This is a genomic window from Streptomyces sp. NPDC008001, from assembly GCF_042958085.1.
Taxonomy (GTDB): Bacteria; Actinomycetota; Actinomycetes; order Streptomycetales; family Streptomycetaceae; genus Streptomyces.
The window spans coordinates 85,493-109,878 of the sequence record NZ_JBIBIZ010000010.1 but is presented as its reverse complement, the minus strand read 5'-3'; the positions used below and the strand labels follow the sequence as shown (position 1 = coordinate 109,878).

General features: G+C 73.5%; 20 protein-coding genes and 1 riboswitch. Of the genes, 7 read left to right on the top strand and 13 right to left on the bottom strand.

Features of this window, described 5'->3' with window-relative positions:
* Positions 1-6: 6 nt before the first annotated feature.
* From ACFZCD_RS26510 to ribD, 10 genes are all read right to left on the bottom strand, one after another.
* Positions 7-1,113: a hemolysin family protein gene (locus ACFZCD_RS26510; protein ID WP_391835040.1), complete on the bottom strand. Its 1,107-nt coding sequence runs from the start codon at positions 1,111-1,113 to the stop codon at positions 7-9.
* Positions 1,110-2,447, bottom strand: a complete 1,338-nt coding sequence (locus ACFZCD_RS26505; protein WP_391835038.1) for a hemolysin family protein — start codon at positions 2,445-2,447, stop codon at positions 1,110-1,112. Before ACFZCD_RS26505 ends, ACFZCD_RS26510 begins: the two co-directional genes overlap by 4 nt.
* Positions 2,448-2,685: 238 nt before the next feature.
* Complete coding sequence (locus ACFZCD_RS26500; protein ID WP_391835036.1) at positions 2,686-3,150, bottom strand: PH domain-containing protein; 465 nt, start codon at positions 3,148-3,150, stop codon at positions 2,686-2,688.
* 38 nt (positions 3,151-3,188) lie between these two features.
* Entirely contained in the window at positions 3,189-4,037 is an 849-nt protein-coding gene (gene hisG, locus ACFZCD_RS26495) for an ATP phosphoribosyltransferase (protein ID WP_391835034.1), read from the bottom strand.
* 101 nt (positions 4,038-4,138) lie between these two features.
* Positions 4,139-4,408, bottom strand: a complete 270-nt coding sequence (locus ACFZCD_RS26490; protein ID WP_391835032.1) for a phosphoribosyl-ATP diphosphatase — start codon at positions 4,406-4,408, stop codon at positions 4,139-4,141.
* A gap of 34 nt (positions 4,409-4,442) precedes the next feature.
* On the bottom strand, positions 4,443-4,928 hold the full coding sequence (gene ribH / locus ACFZCD_RS26485; RefSeq protein ID WP_391835030.1) for a 6,7-dimethyl-8-ribityllumazine synthase: 486 nt from the start codon (positions 4,926-4,928) through the stop codon (positions 4,443-4,445).
* A gap of 52 nt (positions 4,929-4,980) precedes the next feature.
* On the bottom strand, positions 4,981-6,324 hold the full coding sequence (locus ACFZCD_RS26480) for a bifunctional 3,4-dihydroxy-2-butanone-4-phosphate synthase/GTP cyclohydrolase II (RefSeq protein WP_391835028.1): 1,344 nt from the start codon (positions 6,322-6,324) through the stop codon (positions 4,981-4,983).
* Complete coding sequence (locus ACFZCD_RS26475) at positions 6,321-6,974, bottom strand: nicotinamide riboside transporter PnuC (protein ID WP_391835026.1); 654 nt, start codon at positions 6,972-6,974, stop codon at positions 6,321-6,323. Before ACFZCD_RS26475 ends, ACFZCD_RS26480 begins: the two co-directional genes overlap by 4 nt.
* Positions 6,971-7,588 (bottom strand): riboflavin synthase, encoded by a 618-nt coding sequence (locus ACFZCD_RS26470; RefSeq protein WP_391835024.1) that lies wholly within the window; start codon positions 7,586-7,588, stop codon positions 6,971-6,973. The genes ACFZCD_RS26475 and ACFZCD_RS26470 overlap by 4 nt, the downstream gene beginning before the upstream one ends.
* Positions 7,589-7,590: 2 nt before the next feature.
* On the bottom strand, positions 7,591-8,709 hold the full coding sequence (gene ribD / locus ACFZCD_RS26465) for a bifunctional diaminohydroxyphosphoribosylaminopyrimidine deaminase/5-amino-6-(5-phosphoribosylamino)uracil reductase RibD (RefSeq protein WP_391835022.1): 1,119 nt from the start codon (positions 8,707-8,709) through the stop codon (positions 7,591-7,593).
* A gap of 163 nt (positions 8,710-8,872) precedes the next feature.
* Positions 8,873-9,003: riboswitch (FMN riboswitch) on the bottom strand.
* Positions 9,004-9,344: 341 nt separating this feature from the next.
* On the opposite strand from ribD, the gene ACFZCD_RS26460 reads away from it, so the two are divergent.
* Together ACFZCD_RS26460 and ACFZCD_RS26455 are read left to right on the top strand one after the other, a co-directional pair.
* The gene (locus ACFZCD_RS26460) at positions 9,345-11,732 is read left to right on the top strand and encodes a chitinase C-terminal domain-containing protein (protein ID WP_391835020.1); all 2,388 of its coding nucleotides are present in this window, start codon (positions 9,345-9,347) and stop codon (positions 11,730-11,732) included.
* A 76-nt stretch (positions 11,733-11,808) separates the two neighbouring features.
* On the top strand, positions 11,809-13,020 hold the full coding sequence (locus ACFZCD_RS26455; protein ID WP_391835018.1) for an MFS transporter: 1,212 nt from the start codon (positions 11,809-11,811) through the stop codon (positions 13,018-13,020).
* 105 nt (positions 13,021-13,125) lie between these two features.
* On the opposite strand, the gene ACFZCD_RS26450 is transcribed toward ACFZCD_RS26455, so the two are convergent.
* Positions 13,126-13,608 (bottom strand): hypothetical protein, encoded by a 483-nt coding sequence (locus ACFZCD_RS26450; RefSeq protein WP_391835016.1) that lies wholly within the window; start codon positions 13,606-13,608, stop codon positions 13,126-13,128.
* Positions 13,609-13,844: 236 nt separating this feature from the next.
* On the opposite strand from ACFZCD_RS26450, the gene ACFZCD_RS26445 reads away from it, so the two are divergent.
* A complete protein-coding gene (locus ACFZCD_RS26445) occupies positions 13,845-15,254 on the top strand; it encodes a uracil-xanthine permease family protein (RefSeq protein ID WP_391835014.1) in 1,410 nt (469 codons plus the stop codon).
* A gap of 128 nt (positions 15,255-15,382) precedes the next feature.
* Here the strand turns inward: ACFZCD_RS26445 and ACFZCD_RS26440 are convergent, their stop codons facing one another.
* Together ACFZCD_RS26440 and ACFZCD_RS26435 are read right to left on the bottom strand one after the other, a co-directional pair.
* Positions 15,383-17,302, bottom strand: a complete 1,920-nt coding sequence (locus tag ACFZCD_RS26440; protein ID WP_391835012.1) for an AAA family ATPase — start codon at positions 17,300-17,302, stop codon at positions 15,383-15,385.
* Between the two features lie 483 nt (positions 17,303-17,785).
* Positions 17,786-18,418, bottom strand: a complete 633-nt coding sequence (locus tag ACFZCD_RS26435) for a uridine kinase (RefSeq protein ID WP_391835010.1) — start codon at positions 18,416-18,418, stop codon at positions 17,786-17,788.
* A 141-nt stretch (positions 18,419-18,559) separates the two neighbouring features.
* Between ACFZCD_RS26435 and ACFZCD_RS26430 the strand changes: the two genes are divergently transcribed.
* The 4 genes from ACFZCD_RS26430 (at position 18,560) to ACFZCD_RS26415 (ending at position 24,370) form a co-directional block, all read left to right on the top strand.
* On the top strand, positions 18,560-19,990 hold the full coding sequence (locus tag ACFZCD_RS26430) for a peptidase C39 family protein (protein WP_391835008.1): 1,431 nt from the start codon (positions 18,560-18,562) through the stop codon (positions 19,988-19,990).
* Positions 19,991-20,066: 76 nt separating this feature from the next.
* Positions 20,067-20,771, top strand: coding sequence for a GNAT family N-acetyltransferase (locus tag ACFZCD_RS26425; protein WP_391835006.1), 705 nt, complete (start codon positions 20,067-20,069; stop codon positions 20,769-20,771).
* Between the two features lie 225 nt (positions 20,772-20,996).
* Entirely contained in the window at positions 20,997-21,821 is an 825-nt protein-coding gene (locus ACFZCD_RS26420) for an SAM-dependent methyltransferase (protein WP_391835004.1), read from the top strand.
* 347 nt (positions 21,822-22,168) lie between these two features.
* Positions 22,169-24,370, top strand: a complete 2,202-nt coding sequence (locus tag ACFZCD_RS26415; protein ID WP_391835002.1) for a putative bifunctional diguanylate cyclase/phosphodiesterase — start codon at positions 22,169-22,171, stop codon at positions 24,368-24,370.
* The last annotated feature ends 16 nt before the right edge of the window (positions 24,371-24,386 follow it).

Below are 24,386 nucleotides of genomic sequence, written 5' to 3'. Positions count from 1 at the left end.
GACCTGTCAGCTCGCCAGCGCCTCCGTGCGCTCGCGGGGACCGCGGGGATCCGCCACCCGCGCGGGCTGCGCCGCCGGAACCCCCTTCCGGTGCGCCGGGTCCCGCACCTCGCCCACCAGCTTCTCCAGGACGTCCTCCAGGGCCACCAGGCCCAGCACCCGCCCCGACGCGTCCGTGACCGCCGCCAGGTGGGCGGCGGCCCTGCGCATCACCGTCAGGGCGTCGTCCAGCGGGAGTTCGGCCCGGACGGTCTCCACCCGGCGCCAGACCCGCTGCGGCACCGCGCGCTCGCGGTCCTCCAGGTCCAGCACGTCCTTGACGTGCAGATAGCCCATGACCGCGCCGCCCGGCGCGCACACCGGGAAACGGGAGTAGCCGGTCCGGACCGTCAGCTCCTCGATCTGGCGGGGAGTGACGGAGGGGGCCACCGTGACCAGTGATGCCGGATCGAGGAGGACGTCGGTGACCGGGCGGCTGCCCAGCTCCAGCGCGTCCTCCAGGCGCTCCTGCTCGGCCCGCTCCAGCAGCCCCGCCTGACGGGAGTCCGCCACCAGGTGGGTCAGCTGCTCGCTGGTGAACACGGCCTCCACCTCGTCCTTGGGCTCGACGCGGAAGAGCCGCAGCACGCCGTGCGCGCACGCGCCCAGCAGCCGCGTGACCGGCCGGCACACGCGCGCGAACGCCACGAGCCCCGGCCCCAGCCACAGCGCCGCCCGGTCGGGCGCCGACATGGCCAGGTTCTTCGGCACCATCTCGCCGATCACCAGGTGCAGGGAGACCACGACCGCGAGCGCGATGACGTAGCCCAGCGGATGGATCAGCCCCGCGGGCATCCGCACCGCCTCGAACACCGGCTCCAGCAGCGCCGCCACCGTCGGCTCGGCGACCGCGCCGAGCGTCAGCGAGCAGACCGTGATGCCGAACTGGGCGGCGGCCATCATCTGCGGCAGGTTCTCCAGGCCGGTCAGGACCGTACGGGCCCGCCCCGAACCCTCGGCCGCCTTCGGCTCGATCTGGCTGCGGCGCACGGACACCAGCGCGAACTCGGCGCCCACGAAGAAGCCGTTGGCGAGCACCAGCAGCGCGGCGAAGAGGAGTTGCAGCACGCTCATCGTGCCTCACTCCTGCCCGCGGGAACGCGCGCGAAGCGCACCCGCTCGGCCCGGTGGTGGGCCACCCCGCGCACCGAGATCCGCCACCCGGGCAGCTCGGCCGTGTCGCCCGCCGCCGGGATGCGGCCCAGCAGGCCGGCCACGAGACCGGCGACGGTCTCGTACGGCCCGTCCGGCGCCTCCAGGCCTATGCGGCGCAGGGCGTCGACCCGGCAGCCGCCGTCGGCCTCCCACGCCTGCCGGCCGTCCTCGCAGGCCACGGGGGCCAGTTCGGGCCGGTCCGCGTCCTCGTCGTCGTGCTCGTCGCGGACCTCGCCGACGAGCTCCTCGACGATGTCCTCCAGGGTCACCACGCCCGCGGTGCCGCCGTACTCGTCGACGACCACGGCGATCGGCTGCTCGCTGCGCAGCTGCTCCAGCAGCGGCTGTACGGGCAGCGTCTCCGGCACGAGCAGCGGCGGGACGGTGATCCGCCCGACCGGCGTGCGCAGCCGCTCGCCGGACGGCACCGCCAGGGCGGCCTTGAGGTGGACCATGCCGACGATGTCGTCCAGGCGCTCCCGGTAGACGGGGAAACGCGAGAGGCCCGTGGCACGGGTGAGGTTGAGGACGTCCTCGGCGGTCGCCGAGGACTGCAGCGCGCTGACCTTCACGCGCGGCGTCATCACGTGCTGAGCGGTGAGGTCGCCGAGCGAGAGGGTGCGGACGAAGAGGTCCGCGGTGTCCTGCTCCAGAGCGCCGGCGCGCGCGGAGTGCCGGGCCAGGGAGACGAGTTCGCCGGGGGTGCGGGCCGAGGCCAGCTCCTCGGCGGGCTCGACGCCGAGCGCCCGGACGAGCCGGTTGGCGACCGTGTTGAGCAGGGTGATCACCGGCCGGAAGAAGTGGGCGAAGGCGTGCTGCGGGCCGGCGACGAAGCGCGCGACCTGCAGCGGCCGCGAGACGGCCCAGTTCTTGGGCACCAGCTCCCCGATGACCATCTGCACCGCGGACGTGACCAGCATGCCGGTCACGACCGCCGCGCCGGGCGCGGCGCCCGCGGGCAGGCCGGCGGCGCCGAACGGCCCGGTGAGCAGCCGGCCCAGGGCCGGCTCGGCCAGCATGCCGACGACCAAGGAGGTGATGGTGATGCCGAGTTGGGTCCCGGAGAGCTGGAAGGAGAGCTCGCGCAGGGAGGCGACGACGGTCCGGGCCCGGCGGTCGCCGGCGGCCGCGGCCCGCTCGGCCTCCGGCTTCTCGACGGTCACCAGGCCGAACTCGGCGGCGACGAAGAAGCCGTTCGCCAGGATGAGGAGAAGGGCTGCCGCGAGCAGCAGCAGGGACACGGTGACGCTCATGCCGCCGCCTCCACGGGGTGGGCGGCGGCGCGGGTACTACAGGACGATCCGTCCATTGCCGGAGGGAGTCACTCCTCGGGTCGCAGGTGTCCCGCGGGCCGTGTGCGTACCACGGCCGGTTCCTCGTGCGGGACGGGGCACGTCCGTGCCCGTGGCACCAGGGTAATCAAGGAACCGCGATCACAGGCGGGCCTGTCTGCCGCCGGACAGGTGGCGGACGGGTGACGGCCGGCCGGGATCAGGTGGAGGAGACCCCGGTGCCGTGCTCCTCCACCAGGGCCCGCAGGGCCCGGGCGTTGGCGATGGCCTGGTCCTTGGCCATGCCGGGCTGGATGCCCATGGCCGGCAGGCTCGTGCCGTCGGCGAGGTCGAGGTGGACCCAGGCGTCGCCCGGGCGCAGGGTGACCCGGACGATCTGGGCCCACTCCAGCCGCCGTTTGGTGGTCAGGTTCACCACCGTGACGCCCTCCTGCGTGGCGACCACCTTGGGGCGGCTGAGCAGCCCGAGGAACGCGAAGATCAGCACACCGGTGCCGATGAAGGAGGCCCGGTCCCCGGCAGTCGCCGTGTCGAGCAGGAAGGACACCGCCGTGAGGACGACGAGCAGGGCGGTGCCCAGGCTCATCAGCACGATCCGGGTGAGGGTCGGGCGGAAGGTGACCGGGAGCCCGGGCGGGCCGGACGGGGATACGGGCGTGGACACGTCGCTGGTGCTCTCGCTGGGGATCGGGCGCGGGCCGGTCAGAGACGGCAGGCGTGGATGTTGGTGGTGAGGATGGCGCGGGCGCCCAGGTCGTACAGCTCGTCCATGATGCTCTGGGCGTCGCTGGACGGGACCATCGAGCGGACCGCGACCCAGCCCTCGTGGTGCAGCGGGGAGACGGTCGGCGACTCCAGGCCGGGGGTGAGGGCGACGGCGCGCTCCACGTGCTCGACGCGGATGTCGTAGTCCATCATCACGTAGCGGCGGGCCACGAGGACGCCCTGCATGCGGCGGAGGAACTGCTGGACCTTGGGGTCGCCGCCCGGCGCGCCGGAGCGGCGGATGACGACGGCCTCGGACTCCAGGATCGGCTCGCCGATGATCTCCAGGCCGGCGTTGCGCAGGGTGGTGCCGGTCTCCACGACATCCGCGATGATCTCGGCGACGCCGAGCTGGATGGCCGTCTCGACCGCGCCGTCGAGGTGGACGACGGAGGCGTCCACGCCGTTGTCGGCGAGGTGCTTGGTCACCAGGCCGGAGAAGGACGTGGCCACCGTCATGCCGCCGAACTCGCTGACGTCGCGGGCCGTGCCCGGCCGGGTGGCGTAGCGGAACGTGGAGCTGGCGAAGCCGAGCTGCATGATCTCTTCGGCCTGCGAGCCCGAGTCCAGCAGCAGGTCACGGCCGGTGATGCCGATGTCGAGCTTGCCGGAGCCCACGTAGACGGCGATGTCGCGGGGGCGGAGGAAGAAGAACTCGACGTCGTTGGCCGAGTCGACCAGGACGAGCTCCCTGCGGTCCTTGCGCTGGCGGTAGCCGGCCTCATGGAGCATCGCCGACGCAGGCTCGGAGAGAGAACCCTTGTTGGGAACAGCGATGCGCAGCATGAGGTCGTCTTCCTTCGTGCGAGGAGAGTGCGGGGTGATTGCGGGGGGAGGTACGGACGTACGGGTGACGGTGCGGCGTGGCGGGCGCGGGGGACCGCCGGTCAGAGATGGGCGTAGACGTCGTCCAGGGAGATCCCGCGGGCGACCATCATCACCTGGAGGTGGTACAGCAGCTGGGAGATCTCCTCGGCGGTGGCCTCGGCGCCCTCGTACTCGGCGGCCATCCACACCTCGGCGGCCTCTTCGACCACCTTCTTGCCGATGGCATGGACGCCCTTGCCCACCAGCTCGGCGGTGCGGGAGGTGGCGGGGTCGCCGGCGGCCTTCTGCTGGAGCTCGGCGAAGAGCTCCTCGAACGTCTTCTTGGACATGGTGCGTCCTACCCTACGGGGTCCGCCCCCGCCGTCAGTGCCAGGGCTCGGACACCGAGCGGAGAAGTACCGCCGTCGCGACCGCGGCGGTGACGGCCTCGTGGCCCTTGTCCTCGTGCGAGCCCTCGAGTCCGGCCCGGTCCAGGGCCTGTTCGTCGTCGTCACACGTGAGGACGCCGAAGCCCACCGGGACGCCGGTGTCCACGGCCACCCGGGTGAGGCCCTCGGTGACGCCCTGGCACACGTAGTCGAAGTGGGGCGTGCCGCCGCGGATGACGACGCCGAGGGCGACGATCGCGTGGTAGCCGCGGCCCGCGAGGACCTTGGCGGCGACGGGCAGCTCCCAGCTGCCGGGCACCCGCAGCACCGTGGGCTCGTCGATGCCGAGGTCGTGCAGCGCGCGCAGGGCGCCGTCGACCAGGCCGTCCATGACCTTCTCGTGCCACTGCGCGGCGATCACGGCCACCCGCAGGTCCTGGCAGTTCTTCACACTCAGCTCGGGGGCGCCCTTGCCGCTCACGTGCTCTCCTCGGGGTCGATCGGTACGGATTGCCGGGGTTGCCGGTCCGGGACTACTGGTTGGTGCAGGCGGACACGTGCGCGCCGTCGAGCCAGGGCAGGTCGTGGCCCATGCGGTCGCGCTTTGTCCGGAGGTAGCGCAGGTTGTGCTCCCCGGCCTGGACGGGCACCGGCTCGCGGCCGGTGACCTTCAGCCCGTGACGGACCAGGGCGGCGCTCTTGTCGGGGTTGTTGGTCATCAGCCGCAGCGAGCGGACCCCGAGGTCGGCGAGGATCTCCGCGCCGGCCGCGTAGTCCCGGCCGTCCGCGGGCAGGCCCAGTTCGAGGTTGGCGTCCAGCGTGTCGCGCCCGTCCTCCTGGAGCTCGTAGGCGCGCAGCTTGGGCAGCAGGCCGATGCCGCGGCCCTCGTGCCCGCGCAGGTAGAGGACCACGCCGCCCTCGGCGGCGATGCGCTCCATGGACGCCTGCAGCTGCGGGCCGCAGTCGCAGCGCAGCGAGCCGAACACGTCGCCCGTGAGGCACTCGGAGTGCACCCGGACCAGCACGTCCTCGCCGTCGCCGAGGTCGCCGGCCACCAGGGCGATGTGCTCGACGCCGTCGGCGGTCGAGCGGTAGCCGTGGGCGCGGAAGTCGCCGGCGGGGGTGGGCAGCCGCGTCACGGCCTCGCGGCGGACGCCCGGAGCGGCGAGCGCCTCGGGCCGCCGGTCTCCGCCGGGCAGCCGGTCCCCGGGCTGCCGCTCTTCCGCCGCCCGGCGGTAGGCGATCAGGTCCTCGATGGAGATGATCGCGAGACCGTGCTTGCGGGCGAAGGGGATCAGCTCGGGCAGCCGCAGCATCGCCCCGTCCTCACCGGCGATCTCCACGATCGCGGCGGCGGGCCGCAGGCCCGCCATCCGGGCCAGGTCCACGCCGGCCTCGGTGTGGCCGTTGCGGGCGAGGACGCCGCCCGGCCGGGCGCGCAGCGGGAAGACGTGGCCCGGGCGGACGAAGTCGCCGGGGGCGGCGGCCGGGTCGGCGAGCAGCCGGATGGTGACCGCGCGGTCCGCGGCGGAGATGCCCGTGTCCGTGCCGTGCGCACGGGAGGCGTCGACGGAGACGGTGAAGGCGGTGCGCATGGACTCGGTGTTGTCCGTGACCATCTGCGGCAGGGCGAGCCGGTCGACGTCCTCCTCCTCCAGCGGTACGCAGATCAGCCCGCGGCACTCGCTCATCATGAAGGCGACGATCTCGGTGGTGACCTTCTCCGCGGCGACGACGAGGTCGCCCTCGTTCTCGCGGTTCTCGTCGTCCACCACGACGACGGGGCGGCCGGCGGCGATGTCGGCGACGGCGCGCTCGACGGGGTCGAGGGCGGAATCGCCGGTCACCGGAAGGCTCCCGGTGTCGAGGACAGTCATGCTGCAGCTCCTTCCAGGGCGGGCTCAGTGCTGTTGCGCGAGCGCAGCCACCAGTCGCGCATGCCCCACAGGACCAGGGCGAGGTAGAAGACGTAGACGAGGCCGGAGAAGGCGAGGCCGCTGCTGAAGGCGAGCGGGACGCCCACGACGTCGACCAGCAGCCAGGCCACCCAGAACTCGATCAGGCCACGGGCCTGGGCGACCATCGCGGCGAGCGTGCCGACGAAGATGTACGCGTCCGGCCAGGGGTTCCAGGACAGCTCCGGCACGGCCGCGAACAGGCCGCCCACGGCGAGGGTGCCGATCGCCGTCCCGGCCAGCAGCGCCGCGCGCTCGCGCCAGGTCGCGAAGCGGACGGCGATGGAGCCGTCCTGCGCGTCCTGCTTGCCGCGCTGCCACTGCCGCCAGCCCCACACGGCCACGCCGATGACGAGGAGCTGCTTGCCGACGCCGCCGCTGAGGTGGGCGGAGGCGTACGCGGCGACGAGGATGACGCCGGACAGGAACTGCACGGGCCAGGTCCATATGGAGCGCCGCCAGCCGAGGGCGAGGGCGGCGAGGCCGATGCTGTTGCCGATCAGGTCGGACCAGATGACGTGCTGCCCGAAGACGCTGAACGCCTCGGCGGTGAGCCAGTTCAGGGCGCTCATGCGCGGGACTCCCCGGTCGTGCGGGAGCGGTCGCCGAGCAGCCGTTCGACGTACTTGGCGAGGACGTCCACTTCGAGGTTGACGAGGTCGCCGGGCTGCTTGATGCCCAGCGTGGTCAGTTCGAGCGTGGTGGGGATGAGGCTGACGGTGAAGAAGTCGTCGCCCGCCTCGACCACGGTGAGGCTGATGCCGTCGACGGTGATGGAGCCCTTGTCGACGACGTAGCGGGCGAGCTCGCCCGGCAGGCCGATCTTCACGATCTCCCAGTGCTCGCCGGGGAACCGCTCCAGCACGGTGCCCGTGCCGTCGACGTGGCCCTGGACGAGGTGGCCGCCGAGGCGCCCGCCGAGCGCCATGGGGCGTTCGAGGTTGACGCGCGAGCCCGGGACGAGCGCCCCGAGGCCGGAGCGCTTGAGGGACTCGGCCATCACGTCCGCGGTGAACTCGCCGTCCGCGGTCTCCACGACGGTGAGGCACACGCCGTTGACGGCGATCGAGTCGCCGTGCTTGGCGCCCTCGGTGACGAGCGGGCCGCGGAGCCGGAACAGGGAGCTGTCGCCGAGGTTCTCGACGGAGACGACCTCGCCCAGTTCTTCGACGATTCCGGTGAACACTGTCAGTTCTCCTCAGGGGCGGTGGCGGAAGCGGTGGGGACTGCGGTGATCCGCAGGTCGGGACCGAGCCGGGCGACGTCGGTCACTTCGAGGCGCAGGGCCTGCGCGATCGTGCCGATGCCGGCGTCGCCGAGGGCGGCCGGCCCGGCGCCCAGCAGGGCGGGAGCGAGATAGCCGACGACGCGGTCGACCCTGCCCGCGGCGAGGAACGAGCCGGCGAGGGCGGGACCGCCTTCGAGCAGGACGGACCGGACCCCGCGCCCGTACAGCTCGGTGAGCAGCGCGTCGACGTCGAGGCCGCCGCGGCCGGACCCGGCCCGGGGCAGGCGGACGACGTCCACGCCGGGCAGGTGGCCGGTGTCCGCGTCCTCGGCGACCGCGACCAGGGTGGGCGCCGCGGCGTCGAGGACCCGTGCGCCGGGCCGGACGGAGGCGTGCGTGTCGACGACGACGCGCAGGGGCTGCACCGCGCCTTCGCGGTCCCGCACGGCCAGGTGCGGGTCGTCGGCGCGCAGGGTGCCGGAGCCGACCACGACCGCGTCGGCCTCGGCGCGCAGCCGGTGGACGTCGGCGCGGGAGGCGGGCGACGTGATCCAGCGGCTGGTGCGGTCGGCGGCCGCGCTGCGCCCGTCGAGCGTGGCGGCGTACTTCCACTGCACGAAGGGGCGGCCGCGCAGGACCGACGTGAGCCAGGCGGTGTTCCCGGCGGCGGCCTCGTCGGCGAGGAGGCCGCCCTCCGTGTCGACACCGGCGGCGGCCAGGGTGGCCGCTCCGCCGGTGGCGGCGTCGGTGGGGTCGGCGACGGCGTAGACGACGCGGCCGATGCCGGCGCTGATCAGGGCCTGCGCACAGGGGCCGGTGCGGCCGGTGTGGTTGCAGGGTTCGAGGGTGACGACGGCGGTGGCGCCGCGCACGTCGTGTCCGGCGGCGGAGGCCGCGGCGAGGGCTTCGGCCTCGGCGTGCGGGCCGCCGGCCCGGCGGTGCCATCCTTCGCCGAGCACGGCCCCCTGCGGATCCAGGAGGACGCAGCCGACGACGGGGTTGGGGCTCGTCGCGCCAAGGGCGCGAGCGGCGAGCGCAATGGCGCGTCGCATCGCGTCTGCTTCGGTCGCGGTGGCCACCGGGTCCTCCTGCCTCTTCGGGCACGGACTCCGGGGCTGTCGTACGGGACGACGAAGGAAGCGGGTACGCACAACGGGGGACACCGGGGCTCCTGGGGGAGCCGTACGGAAAGGGGCCGCCCGTGAGGGCTGCCACCTGCGACGGTGTGCCGATGCGTGCCCGCCGCGCACTGCCTCCCATCCGGACTTTAACCGTCGGTCCAGGAATTTCACCTGGTCAACCGGCCGCTGGCTGCGGACGGGTCGCGGACTGTAACCGCCGGTTCGGACTTTCACCGACCCCGGAGTGCGCTGCGTTTCGTAATTCAGGTCATGCTACATGCGGACGACCTGCGGTCCGGTAAAACCGCTGGTCGACGGGACGAGCGTACGCCGGGCTGCGGCGCGGTGTCCACGGAGATGTGACGCATCGGACCCCGGGCCGGCGGGGGAATCCGGGCCGGCCGCGGTGGAGCGTTCAGCTCCGGTTTCCCGGCTTGGTCCGTACCTATTGACGCACTGGTCTAGTCCTCTTAACCTCTGCCACACCTCCGAGGAGTACGGCCCGCCGGTGGGCGCACACCGCGGGCCACAGCACGACGCTCACCCCCCGCCCGCCCGGCCCGCGCCGGGCACCCCACCAGGAGGACCTGATCGTGTTGTTCCGACCGTCCCGGGAGAGATCCTGTACCGGTACCCGCGCCCGCCGCGGGGCCACCCTCGCCGCCGCCGGCGCCGCCCTGGCCGGGCTGCTGATCGGCACCGTCTCGGCGGCCACGTCGCACGCCGAGGACCAGGCGGCCTGCCGCCCCGACGGCCTCTACACCACCCCCGGCACCGACGTCCCGTACTGCTCCGTCTACGACTCCGCCGGCCGCGAGAAGCTGGGCGCCGACCACCAGCGCCGCGTCATCGGCTACTTCACGGGCTGGCGCACCGGCAAGGACGGCACCCCCGCCTACCTCGCCCCCGACATCCCGTGGGACAAGGTCACCCACCTCAACTACGCCTTCGCCCACGTCGGCCCCGACGACAAGATCTCCGTCGGCCCGGACGGCGCGGACAACCCCGCGACCGGCATGACCTGGCCGGGCGTCGCCGGAGCCGAGATGGACCCGGCCCTCCCGTACAAGGGCCACTTCAACCTCCTGAACAAGTACAAGAAGCAGCACCCCCAGGTGAAGACCCTCATTTCGGTCGGCGGCTGGGCGGAGACCGGCGGCTACATCGACGAGAACGGCAAGCGCGTCGACTCCGGCGGTTTCTACCGGACGGCGACGAACGCCGACGGCTCGGTCAACCAGACCGGCATCGACGCCTTCGCGGAATCGGCCGTCTCCTTCCTCAGGACGTACGGATTCAACGGCGTCGACATCGACTACGAATACCCGACGTCCATGAAGGACGCCGGGAACCCCAAGGACTGGGCGCTCGCCAACGCCCGGCGCGGCGGCCTCAACAAGGGCTACGCGGCCCTGATGAAGACGCTCCGGGAAAAGCTCGACCGGGCCGGGGCGGCCGACGGCAAGCACTACCTCCTCTCCGTCGCCGCGCCCTCCTCCGGATACCTGCTGCGCGGCATGGAGACGTACCAGGTCACGAAGTACCTGGACTACGTGAACGTGATGTCGTACGACCTGCACGGCGCCTGGAACGAATTCGCCGGCCCCAACGCCGCGCTCTACGACGACGGCAAGGACGCCGAACTCGCCAAATGGGGCGTTTACACCACCGCCCAGTACGGCGGGACCGGTTACCTCAACGGCGACTGGGCCTACCACTACTTCCGCGGCGCCCTGCCCCCCGGCCGCATCAACCTCGGACTGCCCTACTACACCCGCGGCTGGAAGAACGTCACCGGCGGGACGAACGGCCTGTGGGGCACGGCGAAGACCACGTCCTGCCCGGCCGGCTCCGGCCTCACCAGCTGCGGCGACGGCGCCGTCGGCATCGACAACCTCTGGCACGACAAGGACGACGACGGCAAGGAGTCCCCGGCCGGCTCCAACCCGATGTGGCACGCGAAGAACCTGGAGAAGGGCGTCGTCGGCGACTACGCCGGAAAGTACGGCTTCCCGGCCGGCACCAAGCTGACCGGCACCTACGCCCGCAATTACGACGCCACCCTCACCGCGCCCTGGCTCTGGAACGCCGAGAAGAAGGTCTTCCTCTCCACCGAGGACGAGCAGTCCGTCAAGGCCAAGGCCCAGTACGTCGTCGACAAGGGCCTCGGCGGGACGATGGTGTGGGAACTCGCCGGCGACTACGGCTGGAACGCCGCCAAGGGCCAGTACGAACCGGGCAGCACCCTCACCACCGCGATGTACGACGCGTTCAAGTCCGCACCCGCCTACGGGGCCCGGCGCGCGACCACCGACCTGCCCGCACAGGCGCTCGACGTGGACGTGAGCCTGCTGGACTTCCCGCTCGGCGACAGCAACTACCCGATCAATCCGAAGGTCCGCATCACCAACCGGACCACGGCCACCCTGCCCGGCGGCACGGAATTCCAGTTCGACTACGGCAATTCCGCACCCGGCAACGCGAAGGACCAGTCCGGCTGGGGCCTGAAGGTCATCCGCAGCGACCACACCGCGAGCAACAACATCGGCGGGCTCAAAGGCGACTACAACCGGGTCTCCGTGAAACTCCCGGCCTCCCAGCCGCTCGCGCCCGGCGCCTCGGCGGACCTCGACTTCGTCTACTACCTTCCCGTGTCCACCCCCTCGAACTGGAGCGTGACCTTCGGCGGCAAGACGTACGCCCTCGCCGGCGACCTGGCCCGCGGCACCACCGTCGTCGACCCGGGCGGCACCACGCCGACCCCGACGGGGACGCCGACCGGCACCCCCACCGGCACCCCGACCGGGACCCCCACCGGCGGCACCTGCACCGCCCCGCAGTGGGACAAGGAAGCCACCTACAACGGCGGCGCCACCGTCTCCTGGAAGTCCCGCTCCTGGAAGGCCAAGTGGTGGACCAAGGGCGACGAGCCCGGCACCACCGGCGAATGGGGCGTGTGGCAGGACCTGGGCACCTGCTGAACCGCGGCCGCGCACAGGCGGCGGGGCCCGGCGCGGGGTCGACCCGCACGGGCCCCGTCCGCGAGGATGGACGGCCATGGGCGCCAGGGACGGGTTCACGGACGGCGGCCGCCGGCTGCGCCGCGCGCGGTACGCCGTGGCCGCGGTGTTCGCCGTGCACGGCGCGGTCACCGGCAGCTTCGCCACCCGCATCCCCTGGATCCAGAGCCACTTGGACCTCGGCTCCGGAGAGCTGGGCCTCGCGCTCGTCCTCCCCGCCGTCGGCTCGGCGTGCGCCATGCCGCTCGCGGGCCGCGTCAGCCACCGCTTCGGCTCCCGGGCCGCCCTCCGCGGTCTGATCGTCCTGTGGTGCGCCTCCGTGGCGCTGCCCGCCCTCTCGCCCGGCCTGCCCGCGCTCTGCGGGGCGCTCGCCGTCTACGGCGCGGCGTCCGGCATGGCGGACGTCGCCATGAACGCGCTCGGCGTGGAGACCGAGGAGCGGCTGGGCCGCTCCGTCATGTCGGGCCTGCACGGGATGTGGAGCGCGGGCACGCTCGTGGGATCGGCGGCCGGCACGGCCGCCGCGCACGCGGACCTCGACGCACGGATCCACCTGGGCGCGGCGGCCGCGGTGCTGGCCGTGCTCGGTGCGGTGGCCTGCCGGGGCGTCCTCGACCTGCGCGCGGCGGGCGGCGCGCACCCGCCGCCCCGGTTCGCGCTGCCGCCGCGCCCGGCGCTCGTCATCGGTGCCGTGGGCTTCTGCGCGGTCTTCGCCGAGGGCGCGAGCCTGGACTGGTCGGCGGTCTACCTCCGCGACGTCACCGGCTCCTCCCCGGGTGTGGCCGCGGCCTGCACCACGGCGTTCACCTGCACGATGGCCCTCGCCCGGTTCGCGGGCGACCCGGCCGTGCGGCGCTTCGGGCCCGTACGGACCGTGCGGGCGAGCGGGGTGGTGGCCGCCGCCGGCGGGCTGCTCGTGGTGACGGCGGCGGGCGCGCCGTCCGCCGTCGCGGGATTCGCCCTCATCGGCGTGGGCGTCGCCGTCGTGGTCCCGCTGGCCTTCGCGGCGGCGGGGCGCAGCGGTCCGGCCCCGAGCCAGGCGATCGCGGGGGTGGCGACGATCACCTACACCTCCGGGCTCGTCGCCCCGGCCGCCATCGGCCAGATCGCGCAGGCCTCCTCGCTCGTGGCGTCGTTCGGCCTCGTGACCGCCCTGGCGGCGGGGCTGGTGGCGGGTGCGGGCGTGCTGCGCGCGCCGGAACGGGATGCCGTCGCGGCGCGGCCGCGGGAGCCCTCGCAGACGGAGTGACGCCGGGGGGCTGCCGGAAGACGAAACGCCGCACGGGCCGGGCGGCGGACCACGAGGGTCCGTCGCCACAGCCCGTGCTGTGGGGTGTGAGTTGAGCTGTTGCGGTTAGAGGATGCCGCCGAGGATGCCCCAGCCGCCGCCCCAGCCGCCCCAGCCGCCGTGGTGGCCGCCGCCCCAGCCGCAGCTGCGGTTGCAGTCGTCGTCCCAGCCGCCGCCCCAGCCGCCGCCGTGGTGGCCGCCGCGGTGGTGGCCCCAGCCGCCGCCCCAGCCGCCGCCCCAGCTCCAGTCGTCCCAGCCCCAGCCGTGGTCGCAGTCACGGTCGCGGTCGTGGTGGCCCCAGCCGCGGTGGTGGTCGCGGCCGTGGTCGCGGTCACGGTCACGGCCGTGGTCGCAGTCACGGTCGCGGTCGCGGCCGTGGTCGCGGCCGTGGTCACGGTCGCGGTCACCGTCGTGGTCCCGGTCGTGGTCGTGGTCCCACGTCTGGACCGACGGCGCGGCGGGAGCGGCCTGGGCCACCCCGGCGGCCGGGACGATGGCGACTGCGGCGATGATGGCAGCGGCCGCTGCGCGGCCGGCGAGCTTACGCATATGTGTCTCCTGAGTTGCAGGAATCGGACAATGGCACCGATACCGTGCACAGAGCGGAGAACATCACGAGAAGCCGGTCATACAGTCCTACGGGCGACCGATTGCGCCGGTTGCAGCAAATCTCCGCGGCCCCGGACGGCCCGGGCGTCCGCTGCTGCGGGACCGGCGGACCGGAGCACCGTCCGGCCCGGCTTAGCATGATCCGGATCACCCCCCACCAACCCTCGGGAGCATCCATGGGCCTCGGCGTGCGCTGGACCCTGCACGGTGACGGGCGCACCCCCGCACCGGGCGCCGTCGTCCGGCCGGACGAGCGGCTCTCGTGGCCGCGGACCGCCGGACTCGGCGCCCAGCACGTGGTCGCCATGTTCGGCGCGTCGTTCGTCGCCCCGGTCCTCATGGGCCTGGACCCGAACCTCGCGATCATGATGTCGGGCGTCGCCACGATCCTCTTCCTGCTCGCGACCCGCGGCCGGGTGCCCAGCTACCTGGGGTGCAGCCTCTCCTTCGTCGGCGTCGCCGCGATCATCCGGGCGCAGGGCGGCGGCAGCGCGGCCGTCACCGGCGCGATCTTCGTGGTCGGCGCGGCGCTGCTGCTGAGCGGCCTGGTCGTGCAGAAGTTCGGCGCACGGATCATCCACGCGGCGATGCCGCCGGTGGTCACCGGTGCCGTGGTCATGCTGATCGGCTTCAACCTGGCGCCGGTCACGGCCCGTACGTACTGGCCGCAGGACCAGTGGACGGCCCTGCTGACGATGCTGTTCACCGGCCTCGCCGTGGTGTGCCTGCGCGGCTTCTGGTCGCGCGTCGCGATCTTCCTCGGGCTGGTCTTCGGCTACGCGGTCTCGTGGCTCTTCGACCGCCTCTTCGGCAAGATCCACTCGGTGAACGGTGGTGCGGAGGCGGTCGACCACTGGCGCCTCGACCTGTCGGGCGTCGCCAAGGCCGACTGGATCGGCCTGCCCTCGCTGCACGCGCCGAGCTTCGGCTGGTCCGCCGCCCTGGTGGCGCTGCCCGTCGTCATCGCGCTCGTCGCCGAGAACGCGGGCCACGTCAAGGCCGTCGGCGAGATGACCGGGGACCGGCTGGACGACCAGCTGGGCACGGCGATCTCCGCGGACGGCTTCGCGACCATGCTCTCCACCGCCGTCGGCGGCCCCGCCAACACCACGTACTCCGAGAACATCGGCGTCATGGCGGCCACCCGCGTCTACTCCACCGCCGCCTACTGGGCCGCGGCCGGCTTCGCCCTCCTCTTCGGCGTCTGCCCGAAGTTCGGCGCCGTCGTCGCCGCGATCCCCGGCGGCGTGCTCGGCGGCATCACCGTCATCCTCTACGGCATGATCGGCCTGCTCGGCGCGCAGATCTGGGTCCACAACAAGGTCGACCTGCGCAATCCGCTGAACCTCGTGCCCGTCGCCGCGGGCGTCATCATCGGCATCGGCGGCGTCAGTCTGAAGATCAGCAGCAACTTCGAGCTCAGCGGCATCGCCCTGGGCACGATCGTCGTCCTCTCCGGCTACCACGTCCTGCGCGCCCTGGCCCCGGCCCACCTCAAGACGCAGGAACCCCTGCTGGACGAGGGGACGAGCAGCTACGACCCGGCGGCCGAGTCCGCTTCCGCGGTGGAGAAAGAAGCGGGCTGAGACGGTTCCGGCACCGCCGGGTCCGCGCCGTCGTGGTTTCTTGCCGTCGCGGCGGAAGAAGGGGCCCGCCGCAACGGCGATGCGCCAGAGCGGTGAGGGTCCGGCGGAATGCCAAGCGGCCGCAGCCGTTACGCCGGGTCCCCTGGGTCGCGAGACCCGTCCCGCCGCGCGCCCCAGCCCGGCCCCGACAGCACCTCCCCGTACGCCTGCATCAGGTCCGCCAGGCGCAGCGTGGCCAGGTCGTCGCGCGTGGGGGTGCCCGGGTAGCCGGACAGCCGCAGATCGCGGTACGCGCAGCTCTTCTCGTACAGCGTGCGCAGGAAGCGGCCGTTGCCCAGCTCGTCGATCCAGCCCTGCGCCACCACGTGGGTGCTGATGCTGCGCAGCTCTTCCAGCGCCTCCTCGTCCCAGCCGTCGCCGTTCTCGGCGGCCAGCACCTCGCCGATGCTGGTGAGTTCGGCGGGGCGGTAGCTGGGGAAGTCGACGCGGGTGGTGAAGCGGGAGCCGAGGCCGGGGTTGGCGGCGAGCAGCCGGTCCATGCCCTCGGGATAGCCGGCGAGGATCACCACCAGCCGGTCGCGGTTGTCCTCGGCGCGTTTGAGCAGGACCTGCAGGGCCTCGTCGCCGTAGGCGTCGCCCTTCGTGTAGCCGGAGTTGGAGAGGCTGTAGGCCTCGTCCACGAAGAGCACCCCGCCGAGCGCGGAGTCGATCAGCTCGTTGGCCTTGACCGCCGTCTGGCCCAGGAACTCGCCGACGAGGTCGGCGCGCTGGGCCTCCACCAGGTGATCGCCGCCGAGCAGCCCGAGGGCGTAGAAGACCCGGCCGAGGATGCGGGCGACGGTGGTCTTGCCGGTGCCCGAGGGGCCGGAGAAGACGAAGTGCCGCTTGGGCGGCTGCACCGGGAGGCCCTGGACGGCCCGCAGCCGGGCCATGTGCAGCTGCGCGGAGAGCGCCCGCACCTGCCGTTTGACGGGTTCCAGGCCGACCATCCGCTCCAGCTCGGCGAGGGCCTTGGCGAGCAGGACGGGGTCGGAGGGGCCGGCCAGGGACTTCCCGGTGGGCTGCGCGGGGACGCGGATCTTCCGGCGCACGTCGTCCGGCCCGGCATCCGCCTGCACGCTGCCGGCGGGCTCCGGATCCGTGCCGGTCAGCACGTCACGGCCGTCGAGGGCGTCCGGGGCGTCGGCCGCCGCGTCGGCGGAGGCGGCGGGCGGGGGAGGACCGGCCGGCTCCTCGCCCGGACCGCCCAGCGGCACCGGGGCCAGGCCCAGCTCCTGGTCCAGCCCGTCCCCGTCGGCGATGGCGGTCAGCCGCGCCGACGTGTCCATGAACGCGGGGTCGACGCGGTGCACGGCGCGGTACAGGGGGAGCGCGGCGGCGCTGCGGCCGGTGCCCTCATGGGCGCGCGCGAGCCAGTAGCGCAGCTCCTTGCGCTGGGGCTGTTCGCTGCGGCAGCGCATCAGCGCGGCGGCCAGCAGCGGCTCGGCCTGCCCGTACATCTCCAGCCGCACCCGGGCCATGCCGCCGAACAGGCCCGCCTCGATGCCGAGCAGCGGATCGTCCAGCAGCGGCTCCGTGTGCCGCAGGAGCTGCTCCCAGTCCTTGACGAGGTAGGCGCGGCAGGCGTGCAGGAAGCGGGCCTGGGGGTCGGTCTCGACGGGCGGGCAGCCGGCCAGCGCGCGGTCCAGCTCCGGGACGTGGCGGCCGTCGAGCCAGTGCGAGGCGTGCGCGAGGAGCAGGTCGCGGCCGGTCTCCAGGACGGGCTGGACCCACCAGCCCAGCCAGTACCAGGAATTGAGGGTGCGCCGGTGGCGCGTGCGCTGCTCGCCGAACCGGTCCCGGTGGCGGTACATGCGCAGCAGCGCGGTGGTGGTGTCGGCGCGCAGCGCGTGCAGGCCCAGCCACGCGTCGGCCATGCCGGGGTCCGCGCGGACCGCCGCCCGGAACTCCTCCTCGGCCTGTGCGTACGCGCCCATGGTGTAGGCGTCGACGGCGCGCAGCCAGGCGAGATCGGCCGGGGCGGGTGGGCCCTGCATGCCGAAATCCATCACGTCCCCCACAAACCGTGCCCCCGTAGCGTGCTGCCCGGCGAGTGCCAGGCGCGCCTTGCCGAACCGCTGTGCTGTGGACGGGAGTTGACCAGTGTGTGCCAGTGCCCCCGCCGATGGGGTGCACCGCGTCGCATCGTACCTGCGCCGTTGGCGTGGGCCGAAGGGTGCCGCACCGCCGTTCGCGGCCGGACGCGGCGGAAAAGCAGTCCCCGGGGGCCGGGGGAACGCGCCGCGCGATGGTCACCCAGGGTGAGGGAGGCGGCGGAGCAAAGTGCCCAAAAGGAGAATTCCGGAGTGGTACGAAGCCCCCGATCACGGGGGAACAACCGGGGGCTTCGCGTCCGCAGGCGGCCTGGACCGGCCGCACAATGAGAACGTAAGTCCTGTACGCCCCGCCGGTCAAGCGGAGTTGGCGCAGTCGGCGGGGATCGGACCGTGAGACCGGCCGGGGTGCTCGCCGATGCTCACGGAGCGTGATGATCAGGGTCGCCCGGGGCCCGCCGGCGTCGTCCCGAGCGGCCCCGGCAGCACCTCGTACCCCCCGTCCCGCTGAAGAATCAGCAGTTCTGCGTACGGGCGCGTCGGATCGGCGGCGAAATGCTCGCGCTCCGCCCGCATCCAGCCGTCCCAGAAATCGGACAGCGCTGCACCGTCACGAAGTTGACCCCTTTCCCAGGAGTGCTCATGCGGCAACTCCATCCACAGCAGACACGCGAGGTGGGGGCGGAGCGCCCGGCGTCCCGCCCCGACGCCCTCCACGAGCACGACCGGCTCCGGCCCGATCTCCCGCTCGGCGGCGAACCGCCGCGCCACCCAGTCGTACGCGCGGAAGCGGGCCGTCTCCCCGCGGGCGAGGGGCGCGAGCACCTGCTCGCGCAGCCGGCCCGTCCAGCCGAACAGCTCCTCGTGCGTCGCGAGATCATCCAGATGCAGTACGGGCGCCCCGCCGAGCGCGGTCGCCAGCCGTCCGCTGAACGTGCTCTTCCCCGAGCCGGCGTGCCCGTCCACGGCCACCAGCCGTACGGGGCCGAGGGACGGAGGGAGCGTCAGCAGCCAGGGGGCGAGCTCGTCGAAGCCGGAGGGGGCGGGGCCGTGGGGGAGCGGAGCGGTCACCGGACCACCCTATGGCGGGACGGGAGGGAGCCGTGTTGACCGGACCGGCATCGGGACCGGCCGCGCGGGGAATCACTGGCGCACCGGCGCGCGGCGGTCCGCCCGCGCGCCCCACCCGCAGACGACTGGGGGACCAGCGCCATGACCAGCAGCATGCCCGGCAGACCCACACCCCGCCGCACCGTGCTCGCCGCCGCCCTGGGCGCCGCGGCGGTCACCTCCTTCGCCGCCGCCTCGTCGGCCGCCGCAGCGTCCTCGCTCGCCTTCGCCGCGCCCGCCGGGCCGCCCCAGGACGGGCCGGCGTCGCGCGGCGGGCGCGCACCCGCCGGGGCGCCCGTCGACTACCACGCCTGGACCTCCCGCGACGACTGGCAGCGGGGCACCGCCCACGGCACCCGCCCCGGCGGCGGGCACCGCACCGGCCTGGTCATCGACCGGCCGGCCGGCACCCTCGAACACACCGACCCGCACACCGGCACCACGGCCACCTGGGAGTACGCCACCTGGACCGCCCCGCTCCACACCCCGCCCGCCCCCGCGAGCGAGGTCATCGCCTCCTGGAACGCCCACGCGCCCGCCGGCACCTGGATCCAGACCGAGGTGCGCGGCACGTACACCGACCGCACCCGCACCCCCTGGTACGTCATGGGCCGCTGGACGGCCGGCGACGCGGCCGGCGACATCCGCCGCACCTCCGTCGACGGCCAGGGCGACGGCCGCAGCAGCGTCTCCACGGACACCCTCGCCGTCGACAAGCCCGCCACGGGGCTCCGCATCGCCGCGTACGAACTGCGGCTGACCCTCTGCCGCAGGCCGGGCACCCGCCTCACGCCCACGGTGTGGCGGCTGGGCGTGATGGGCTCCGACGTCCCCGACCGCTTCACCGTGCCCGCCTCCGTGCCGGGCGCGGGCGCCGGGCACGAGCTGCGGGTGCCGCGTTACTCCCAGGAGATCCACAAGGGGCAGTACCCGGAGTACGACAACGGCGGCGAGGCCTGGTGCAGCCCGACCTCCTCGCAAATGGTCCTCGCGTACTGGGGGCGGATGCCCTCGGCGGCCGACCTCGCCTGGGTGGACCCCGCCTACGCCGACCCGCAGGTCTGCCACGCCGCCCGCTTCACCTACGACTACCAGTACAAGGGGTGCGGCAACTGGCCCTTCAACGCGGCCTACGCGGCGACGTACCGCGACATGCAGGGGGTGATCACCCGGCTGCGCTCGCTCGGCGACGTCGAGAAGCTGATCCGTGCACGGATCCCCGTCATCACCTCCCAGTCCTTCCTCGCCTCCGAGCTCGACGGGGCCGGCTACGGGACCGCCGGCCACCTGATGTGCGTCGTCGGGTTCACCGCGCAGGGCGACGTGGTCGCCAACGACCCGGCGAGCCCGTCGGACGCGGCGGTCCGCCGGGTCTACAAGCGCCGGCAGTTCGAGAACATCTGGCTGAGGACCAAGCGCCACAACGCCCAAGGGGAGGTCAAGAGCGGTTCCGGGGGCGTCTGTTACCTCTACTTCCCCGTGGAGCCGGAGGAGCGGCAGCGGCGGGTGCTGCGGGAGCTGGGGATCCGCTGACGCGCGGAGCGGCCGCCTCCGTACGATCGGGCGCGGACAGGACGTGTGCCGCGTCGTACGCCGTACGGAAGGAACCATGACTGTGCATCAGACAGCCGCTGCCGCCACCACCGCCGTCGTACCGGAGGTCCGCCGGGCCCGGCCGGAGGAGCGGGACGCGATCAGCCTGCTGATCGGGGAGGCCTTCATGGAGGATCCCGTCAGCGGCTGGGTCTTCCCGGACGAGGACCACCGGCGGGCCGTGCACCCCGGCTTCTTCGGGGTGTTCCTGGACGCGGCGCTGCGGGACGGATGGGTCGACGTGACGGACGACCTCTCGGCGGCGGCGCTGTGGATACCGGTGCGGGGGGACGGGGCGGAGGGCGATGGCGGGAGTGGTGGCGATGATCGCGTCGGCGGTGCCGGCCTCGGTGGTGACGGCGCTGGCGGTGACGGTGGTGACGAGATCGGTGAGCGGCTGGCTCAGGCCGACCCCGGCAACGACCGTGCGCGGATCGTCGGCGAGATGACGGACGCGGCGCACCCCGGCGATCGGTCGCACTACTACCTGCCGACCATCGTCGCCGCGCCCGGGCGGCGCAGCGAGGGCCGGGGGAGGGCGCTGCTCACGCCCGTCCTCGACCGGTGCGACCGGGAGGGCATGCCCGCCTACCTGGAGGCGAGCAGCGCCCGCAGCAAGACGCTCTACGAGCGCCTCGGCTTCGTCTTCACCGGTACGCCCATAGACCTGCCGGACGGCGGGCCGCGGATGTGGCCCATGTGGCGCGAACCCCGGGGCTGACGCACACGCCTGATGGCCGTCCACCGCATGACCGTCCACCGCTTCCGGGGCGGCATCGGTGCATATTTCCCCCCATGGTCATTTATTGGCATGATCATCTCCGTGCGGACGAGGAGGGACGGCAGCGGCGTGCGGATCACCGATTTCCGCTTGCCGCTTCCATTCGAACGAATGATCAGTAGCCTCTGCTCACATGTCCTCGAGACGAGCTGGAGCAACAGACTGATGGAGCGTCCCACCTGGGTCCCCCCGGGCATCGACCCCTCCGTGCCGAGCGTGTCCCGGATCTACGACTACTACCTGGGCGGCTCGCACAACTTCGAGGTCGACCGGGAGGCCGCCCGCCGGGCCATGGCGGCCTATCCCGGGCTGCCGAAGATCATGCAGGCGAACCGGGCCTTCATGCGGCGCGCCGTGCGCCACGCGGTGGCCGAGGGCGTCACCCAGTTCCTCGACATCGGCTCGGGCATCCCGACCTTCGGCAACGTCCACGAGATAGCGCAGGCGGCGGACCCGCGCTCGCACGTCGTCTACGTCGACCACGACCCGGTCGCCGTCGCCCACGGCCGGGCCGTGCTGCGGGGCGACACGCGCACCGCCGTCCTGCCCGCCGACCTCCGCAAGCCCCATGACATCCTGACCAGTGACGAGGTCGGCAGGCTCCTCGACCTGGACCGGCCGGTCGCACTGCTGCTGGTGGCCGTCCTCCACTTCCTGGAGGACCAGGACGACCCCTGGGCGGCGGTGGCCGAGCTGCGCGACGCGCTCGCGCCGGGGAGCCTGCTCGTCCTCACGCACGCGACGACCGACACCGGTCCGATCAAGCCGGAGGAGGGGCAGGGAGTGCAGGGCGTCTACCGCAACGTGGGCTCGCCGCTGCTCATGCGCTCCCACCGGGACGTGGCGCGCTTCTTCGACGGCTTCGAACTGGCCGAGCCCGGTCTCGTGGCCATGCCGGACTGGCGGCCCGACCCGGCGGACGCTCCTGCCGGAGCGGGCGACGACCCGGCCATGTTCGTCGGCTTCGCGGGCGTGGGGCGCAAACCATGACCCCGACGCCGCGCGGCCGGAAGCCGAGCGGATCCGGAGACGGAACGGCGGATTCGATTACCGGCGGTCCCGCCGGGGCAGAAGCCACAGGGCCTCAGAGGGGGAATGGGGCCGGGACCGGCGGTACGGGCGGAATCAGAAACGGAACCAGAAGCGGAAGCGAAAGCGGAACCGAGGTCGGGGTGGGTATCGGGAGTTCGGACGTGGTTCCGGGCACGAGGCGGCCGGGGGCGCGCAATGCCCACGCACACATGGTGTGGGACCTGGGGACCCCGCCGGGACCGCCGGGGCCGGCGGGGGGAGAGCCGGCCGGGGGTGCGGAGCTTGCGCCGGCAGGATCGGCAGACGTGGCGCCGGCCGGGCCCGTAGAGCTTGCGCCGACGGGGGCCGTAGACCCGGCGCCGGCCGGGCCCGCAGGTCCCGGGCCGGGAGGCGAACCCGCCCTGCGCCGTTTCGCCGCCGTCTGGAGCCGGGCCGTCTACCCCGTGACCGCGACCTCCATGACCCGCGCCGAGTTCGAGGACCACCTCGTTCCGCTCGCCGGCCGGCTCCGCGCCGTGCTGCGCTCCGAGCCCTTCGACCCCGCCCCCGCGGCCGAGGTCGGCGCGGCCGTCGTCCGCGCGCACTGCACCGAACCCGACGCCCTCTCCGCGCTCCTCGGCGCGATCGACTCGTACCTGCTGCTGTACTGCCCGGCCGGCCGGCACCTGACGGCCGAGGAGGCCCGCGGCCGCTGCGCCCGCCTGCAGCACACCGTCGCCGCCGGCTTCGCCCGCGCCCTGCGCGAGCGGACCCTCGCCGAGCAGGAGGCCCTCTCCCGCGCGGCCCTTGCCGCGCAGGCCGAGACGGAGCGGGCGCTGCACACCAGCGAGGAGCGGTTCCGCGCCGTGTTCGAGGGCGCCGCCATAGGGGTCGGCATCGCCGACGTCGAGGGCCGCATCATGGACGTCAACGAGGCCCTCAGCCGGATGTTCGGCACCAGCCCCGCCGAGGTCACCGGCCGGAACGTGGGCGAGATGGTCCACCCCGACGACTCGCCCGACGTCTGGGGCCTCTACAGCGAGCTCGTCCGCGGCGAACGCGACTACTACCGCGTCGAGAAGGCGTACTACCGCGGCGACGGCAGCGTGCTGTGGACCGACCTCTCCGTAGCCCTGCTGCGCGACGCCCACGGCCGCCCCCAGTACCAGCTGGCGCTCATGGAGGACATCACCGAACGCCGCCTGCTGCACGAGCAGCTGCAGTACGAGGCCACCCACGACGCCCTCACCGGCCTGCCCAACCGCACCATGTTCTTCGAGCGGCTCGACCGCGCCCTCGCCCCCGGCGGCGACCGCTTCGGCGTCTGCTACCTCGACCTCGACGGCTTCAAGGCCGTCAACGACAGCCTCGGCCACGCCGTGGGCGACCGGCTGCTCGTCGCCGTCGCCGAGCGGCTGCGCGCCTGCACCGGCGCCCCGGCGGAGCTCGTCGCCCGCCTGGGCGGCGACGAGTTCGTGGCCCTGCTCACCGGCCCCACCGCGCAGAGCGACGCGACCGCCCTCGCCCGCCGGATGCTGGCCGCGCTCGCCGAGCCCGTCCGCCTCGACGGCCGCGACCTGTCCGTACGGGCCAGCATCGGCATCGTGGACGGGGCGGCCGGCGAGAGCGGTGCCGCGGAGGTGCTGCGCAGCGCCGACATCACGATGTACCGAGCCAAGGCCGCCGGCGGTAACCGCTACGTGCTGGCCGACGCGGACTCCGACGCCCGCGTCATCGCCCGGCACAGCCTGACCAACTGCCTGCCGGGGGCGCTGGACAACGGCGAGTTCTTCATCGAGTACCAGCCGCTCGTCCGGCTCACCGACGACACGGTGCAGGGCGCCGAGGCGCTCGTACGGTGGCTGCACCCCGTCCACGGCGTCCTGGGCCCCGACCAGTTCATCCCCCTGGCCGAGAGCACCGGGCTGATCGTGCCCCTCGGCCGCTGGGTGCTGCAGGAGGCCGCGCGGCAGGCCCGCGCCTGGCGGACCGAGGGCGCCTGCGAGGGCCCCATGCGCGTGAACGTCAACCTGTCGCCGTCGCAGCTGCGCCACCCCACGCTCGTCGCGGACACGGTCGCCGTCCTCGACAGCTCCGGCCTGGACCCGTCGGCGCTGTGCCTGGAGGTCACCGAGAACGCCCTCATCGGCGCCGACGAGGAGGAGCTGCGGCCGCTGCGCCAGCTCGCCGACCTGGGCGTGGACATCGCCCTGGACGACTTCGGCACGGGCTACTCCAACCTCTCCTACCTGCGCCGGCTGCCCGTCAGCACGCTCAAGCTGGACCGCTCCTTCACCCGCGGCATGCAGCGCGCGCCCGCCGACCCGGTCGACGTGAAGATCGTCGAGGGGATCGTCTCGCTCGCCCACACCCTCGACCTGTCGGTCACGGTCGAAGGGGTCGAGACGGGCACGCAGGCGGACCACTTGCGCGTGCTGGGCTGCGACACGGCCCAGGGCTGGTACTACGCCCGGCCGGGCCCGCCGGACCGGCTGCACGCGCTGTCGCTGGTGGACGCGGCGTCCTGACGGGCGGGCCGGCTCC

Bases quoted from the DNA above. Each gene is read 5' to 3' on its own strand.
- ACFZCD_RS26510 (WP_391835040.1), bottom strand. From the start codon at position 1,113: ATGAGCGTGCTGCAACTCCTCTTCGCCGCGCTGCTGGTGCTCGCCAAC.
- hisG (WP_391835034.1), bottom strand. From the start codon at position 4,037: ATGCTGCGCATCGCTGTTCCCAACAAGGGTTCTCTCTCCGAGCCTGCG.
- ACFZCD_RS26490 (WP_391835032.1), bottom strand. From the start codon at position 4,408: ATGTCCAAGAAGACGTTCGAGGAGCTCTTCGCCGAGCTCCAGCAGAAG.
- ACFZCD_RS26430 (WP_391835008.1), top strand. From the start codon at position 18,560: ATGACCAGCAGCATGCCCGGCAGACCCACACCCCGCCGCACCGTGCTC.
- ACFZCD_RS26445 (WP_391835014.1), top strand. From the start codon at position 13,845: ATGGGCCTCGGCGTGCGCTGGACCCTGCACGGTGACGGGCGCACCCCC.
- ACFZCD_RS26480 (WP_391835028.1), bottom strand. From the start codon at position 6,324: ATGACTGTCCTCGACACCGGGAGCCTTCCGGTGACCGGCGATTCCGCC.
- ACFZCD_RS26450 (WP_391835016.1), bottom strand. From the start codon at position 13,608: ATGCGTAAGCTCGCCGGCCGCGCAGCGGCCGCTGCCATCATCGCCGCA.
- ACFZCD_RS26505 (WP_391835038.1), bottom strand. From the start codon at position 2,447: ATGAGCGTCACCGTGTCCCTGCTGCTGCTCGCGGCAGCCCTTCTCCTC.
- ACFZCD_RS26425 (WP_391835006.1), top strand. From the start codon at position 20,067: ATGACTGTGCATCAGACAGCCGCTGCCGCCACCACCGCCGTCGTACCG.
- ACFZCD_RS26455 (WP_391835018.1), top strand. From the start codon at position 11,809: ATGGGCGCCAGGGACGGGTTCACGGACGGCGGCCGCCGGCTGCGCCGC.
- ACFZCD_RS26440 (WP_391835012.1), bottom strand. From the start codon at position 17,302: ATGGATTTCGGCATGCAGGGCCCACCCGCCCCGGCCGATCTCGCCTGG.
- ACFZCD_RS26420 (WP_391835004.1), top strand. From the start codon at position 20,997: ATGGAGCGTCCCACCTGGGTCCCCCCGGGCATCGACCCCTCCGTGCCG.
- ACFZCD_RS26475 (WP_391835026.1), bottom strand. From the start codon at position 6,974: ATGAGCGCCCTGAACTGGCTCACCGCCGAGGCGTTCAGCGTCTTCGGG.